The organism is Parafannyhessea sp. (assembly GCF_051876455.1).
Classification (GTDB): domain Bacteria; phylum Actinomycetota; class Coriobacteriia; order Coriobacteriales; family Atopobiaceae; genus Parafannyhessea.
The window spans coordinates 1-4,415 of sequence record NZ_JBJEHW010000058.1; the positions used below are offsets into that span (position 1 = coordinate 1).

The 4,415-nt window shown below is 65.1% G+C and carries 6 protein-coding genes; 4 read left to right on the plus strand and 2 right to left on the minus strand.

From position 1 onward, the window contains the following. Positions 1-578 (minus strand): PLP-dependent cysteine synthase family protein (locus tag ACI38Z_RS02740; protein ID WP_439788652.1); only part of this gene is annotated, 578 nt, incomplete at its 3' end. Between the two features lie 370 nt (positions 579-948). Between ACI38Z_RS02740 and ACI38Z_RS02745 the strand changes: the two genes are divergently transcribed. Then, entirely contained in the window at positions 949-1,701 is a 753-nt protein-coding gene (locus ACI38Z_RS02745) for a LytTR family transcriptional regulator DNA-binding domain-containing protein (RefSeq protein ID WP_439788653.1), read from the plus strand. Positions 1,702-1,773: 72 nt separating this feature from the next. Here the strand turns inward: ACI38Z_RS02745 and ACI38Z_RS02750 are convergent, their stop codons facing one another. Beyond that, positions 1,774-2,619 carry a spermidine synthase gene (locus ACI38Z_RS02750; RefSeq protein ID WP_439788655.1) on the minus strand — a complete coding sequence of 282 codons (846 nt, stop codon included), beginning with the start codon at positions 2,617-2,619 and terminating at the stop codon, positions 1,774-1,776. A gap of 167 nt (positions 2,620-2,786) precedes the next feature. Between ACI38Z_RS02750 and tatA the strand changes: the two genes are divergently transcribed. The 3 genes from tatA to ACI38Z_RS02765 form a co-directional block, all read left to right on the plus strand. Beyond that, positions 2,787-3,119: a twin-arginine translocase TatA/TatE family subunit gene (gene tatA, locus ACI38Z_RS02755; protein ID WP_439788656.1), complete on the plus strand. Its 333-nt coding sequence runs from the start codon at positions 2,787-2,789 to the stop codon at positions 3,117-3,119. 51 nt (positions 3,120-3,170) lie between these two features. Beyond that, entirely contained in the window at positions 3,171-3,647 is a 477-nt protein-coding gene (gene greA / locus ACI38Z_RS02760; RefSeq protein WP_439788657.1) for a transcription elongation factor GreA, read from the plus strand. Between the two features lie 145 nt (positions 3,648-3,792). Beyond that, a partial coding sequence (locus tag ACI38Z_RS02765) for an OB-fold nucleic acid binding domain-containing protein (RefSeq protein ID WP_439788658.1) occupies positions 3,793-4,415 on the plus strand: 623 nt, incomplete at its 3' end.

Below are 4,415 nucleotides of genomic sequence, written 5' to 3' on the forward strand. Positions count from 1 at the left end.
TTCTGCTCCTTCAGGAACTTCGCGGTGCCCGAGATGGTGCCGCCGGTGCCGACGCCCGCGACTACGAAGTCGACGGCGCCCTCGGTGTCGCGCCAGATCTCGGGGCCGGTGGTCTGGTAGTGGGCGCGCGGGTTCGCGGGGTTCACGAACTGGCCCGCGACGATGGAGCCCGGCGTCTGGGCGTGCAGCTCGTCGGCCTTGGCGACGGCGCCCTTCATGCCCTCGGAGCCCGGGGTGAGCACGATCTGCGCGCCGTAGGACGCGGCGAGCTTGCGGCGCTCCACGGACATGGTCTCGGGCATCACGAGGATCATCTTGTAGCCGCGCGCGGCGGAGAGCATGGCCAGGCCGACGCCGGTGTTGCCGCTCGTGGGCTCGATCACGGTGCCGCCGGGCTTGAGGGAGCCGTCCTTCTCGGCCGCGTCGAGCATGGCCCTGGCGATGCGGTCCTTCACGGAGCCGCCGGGGTTGGTGGCCTCGTACTTGCCCAGGACGGTGGCCTTGCCGTCCGCAAGGGCGGACAGGTCGATCAGTGGGGTGGAGCCGATGAGCCCCTCGGTCTTTGCTGCGTACTTCATGGTTCTATTTCCTCCTGTAAGGACTGGTGGCGAGGTAAACAGCGCCTTGTGCGTGGTAACTCGCTTGGGCAAGATGCTGCCACTGCAATCCCTAGCAATCAAGTAGGAAAACTGACTCGTAACAAAATCCTACGCAAACGGTGGGAATAAGCGGGCGAGAAGGACACTCGCAGCGGAATCGATGCCGTTTGCCATGCCGATTTTATGAAATCGCATACTGGTTCCCATTCACGGGTTTTTGGTACCAGCGACATAACTCGGGCGTTACAAGTGGGCATACATTGAATGCACGGTTGGTTCTTGACACTGGCGGTGCGACATGAAAAAGGAAATAGAGCGGCGCTGTGTCGAATTAACCCAGGCAGCGCTCGTGGGGTTCTGGCAAGGCGACAGCGACGCTGTGCTGGGCCGCTGCGGTGATGACGTGATGTGGGTGGCCCCGGACGAGGGCCGTTATATGCGCGGAATCGATTCCGTATCCGCCGACTTCAAGCGCGCGGCGCGGGAGATCGAGCCGGCGCACATATCCCAGGCCCAGTTCACCGTGGTGCAGAACTGCGGCGACGCGTGCTCGGTCGTGGGCCGCTACATCGTGACGGTTGACGGCGAGAAGGGCCTCTTCCATCAGACGCAGGAGCGGTGCCAGTTCACGTGGGAGCGCCGCACGGGCGAGCTCAAGATCGTGTCCATGTTCGTGAGCTGGCCGCGCCGCCGCATGACGGCGGACCACGCGGGCATTGACGGCACCCTCGACAAGGCCACGCGACGCTACGTGGAGGCGCGCATCGCCGCGCAGAGCGACAAGCACCGCCTCGTGTTCCCGGACGTCAACGGTCCCATACGCTTTGTCTCGCTCAACGAGATCCTGTGGGTCGGCGCACGCCGCAAGCACACCATCATCCACACCGTCTCGGGCGACTACGAGGCGAGCATCGGCCTCTCCGAGGTGGAGCGCTCGCTCGGCCCCGGCTTCGTGCGCGTGCACCGCAGCTTCATCGTGAACCCCAGCTACGTATCGCTCATCGAGCGCCGCGAGGTCGTCATGACGGACGACACGCGCGTCCCCGTGCCGGAGAAGCGCCACGCCGAGGTTGCCTCCAAGCTCATGCGCACCTGCGGCTAGCGCCGGGGGAGAAGCCCGTGCGGCCTTGGTCGCGGCGTCGCCATGCGCTGCGCGCCGATGCCTGCCCGCGCGCTACTTCACCACGTACTGCCTTTGGATCTTGAGCGCGTCCCGGCTTGCCACCAGGACGTTGTCGCCCGTGAGCTCGGGTCTCTCGGGCGCCTCGGGTATGAGGTAGACGTGCTCGAAGGCGTCCCTGCAGGCCGCCAGGGACTCGTCCAGCACCTCGCGCCCGCGCCCCTGCAGCGGCGCGATCACGTTTGCCAGGTAGACGCCCCGTTCGGTAAGGTGGTCCCTCACGGCGCGGGCGCCCTCGTCCGTCTTGAGCGGGCCGAGCGGCTTCCTGCCGCCAAAGGCGTCGTTCACGATGAGGTCGAAGCGCTGGTCGGAGTGCTGGAGGTAGCCCCAGCCGTCGTCAGTAACGAGGCTGAGGCGCCCCGTCTCCTCGGTCCTGTAGTCGCGCATGAGGTCGCCCAGGAAGAAGCGGTCCTTCGCGATCTGGGTGATCTTGGGGTCGATCTCGACGACGGTCGTCGCCAGGTTGGGGCACTCGCTCACGAGCCACTTGGGAAACGAGTAGCCGCCGCCCCCTATGACGAGGGCACGTCCTTCTCGCCCGCCTTGGAGGCCCGCGATGTCGACTATCTGCGCAAAGTAGCGGTGGTACACGCAGACAAGGCGGTACTTGAGGCTGTCCTGCACGTAGCTGACGGACTGGTACTTGCCGTTGACGTTGAGCAGGCGGATGGGGACGCCGTCGTCGTCCTGCGAGTCGAACACGAGCGCGGGTCCAAACATGGTGTGGGGCTTGACGTAGACGCCGCGCCTCCTGAGCACGACCATGAAGACCACGAACACGACGTCGATGACGATGCAGACGATGATGGCGACGCGCAGCGGCGCGGGGATGCCTTGCATGTGGTTGCTGCCTCCTGTGTCGCTCCCGCGCAGGGTGGGGAAATGGGCGATAGAGATTGTGAGTACGCAGGTGCTTTGGTTATACTAACCATTGCGTCATTATCCGACGAAGAAGCACCAATAAGACAGAACGCGCCTGTTGGCAGAACCCATTGGGAGGATTTGCAATGATTTTGGGAATGGGAGTTCCGGAGCTACTTTTGATCCTGGTCGTCGTCCTGGTCATCTTTGGGCCCAAGAACCTCCCGAAGCTTGGCAAGTCGCTCGGCAAGACCGTCAAGAACGTCCGCGAGGGCATGGAGGAGGGCGACGACTCCGACAAGAAGGTCGAGGACGCCAAGCCCGCCGCTGACGCCACCGCCGAGGACGTCGTGGAGGAGCCTGCCGAGTCCGACGCGGACGCTGCCGACGAGGGTGCCGTGTACTGCACGCACTGCGGCCACAAGAACGAGGCCGGCGCGGAGTTCTGCGCCAAGTGCGGCAAGCCCCTCTCCAAGTAGCAACACGCAGCACGGGCGCCCGCTGACGCCCACCGAGGAAGAAAGCAGACCATGGCAAACAAGGAAATCATCCTTACCCCCGAAGGCCGCCAGAAGCTGGTCGAGGAGCTCGAGTACCGCGAGGGCGAGAAGCACGACGAGATCGTCGAGCGCATCAAGGAGGCCCGCGGCTTTGGTGACCTCTCCGAGAACGCGGAGTACGACGCCGCCAAGGAGGAGCAGTCCCAGAACGAGTCCCGCGTCAACGAGATCCGCCACATCCTGGCGACGGCCAAGGTGCAGGCGGCCGGCGAGGACGCGCACCTGTCCGTCTCCATCGGCACGACCGTGGAGCTCGAGGACAAGAACGGCCACGACCTGAGCCTGACCATCGTGGGCACCACCGAGACCGACTCGCTCAACCACAAGATCTCGAACGAGTCCCCGGCCGGCGCGGCGCTCATCGGCCACGTGGTTGGTGACCAGGTTTCCTTCAACACCCCCACGGGCAAGACCCGCGAGTACAAGATCGTGAACATCACGCGATAGCACGTACCCGCCGCCACGGAACCGCATCGCGCCCCACTGCGCAGGCTTGCCTGTGCGGCTGGGGCGCTTTTGGTACGCGAGCGGCGGCGGGCGACCGCGCATGACGCAAGCAAGTAGACGACGCAAAGGAGCGTAGGAGAAGAGCATGGACCAGACGAGCAATGCGCCCGAGGTTGACATCAACGACGTGCTGGCGGTGCGTCGAGCCAAGCGGCAGGCGCTCATGGATGCCGGCGTCAACCCGTATCCCATCAAGAGCAAGGTCACGGCGCACGCCAAGGACCTGGAGGAGAAGTACGCGGACCTCGAGGCCGGCGCCGACACCAAGGACGTGTACTCCCTCGCGGGCAGGATCCGCGCGATCCGCGGCCAGGGCAAGCTCATGTTCGTGGTTCTGGAGGACGTGACGGGCAGGATCCAGCTGTTCTGCCGCGTGAACGACATGGACGAGTCCAGCTGGGAGCTGCTGCGCAAGCTCGACATGGGCGACATCATCCAGGCGGAGGGCAACGTCGTCCGCACGCGCCGCGGCGAGCTGAGCCTCGCGCCCAAGAGCCTCGTACTTCTCAGCAAGTCGGTCCGCCCGCTGCCCGAGAAGTTCCACGGCCTCACGGACCGCGAGATCCGCTACCGCCAGCGCTACCTCGACCTCATCATGAACCCCGAGGTGCGCGACGTGTTCCGCCGCCGCAGCGCCATCGTGAGCCTGATCCGCCGCTACATGGAGGCCGACGGCTACATGGAGGTCGAGACCCCCATGATGCACGC

Excerpts from the sequence above, each read along its gene's own strand:
- greA (WP_439788657.1), top strand. The coding sequence starts at position 3,171 with ATGGCAAACAAGGAAATCATCCTTACCCCCGAAGGCCGCCAGAAGCTG.
- ACI38Z_RS02750 (WP_439788655.1), bottom strand. The coding sequence starts at position 2,619 with ATGCAAGGCATCCCCGCGCCGCTGCGCGTCGCCATCATCGTCTGCATC.
- tatA (WP_439788656.1), top strand. The coding sequence starts at position 2,787 with ATGATTTTGGGAATGGGAGTTCCGGAGCTACTTTTGATCCTGGTCGTC.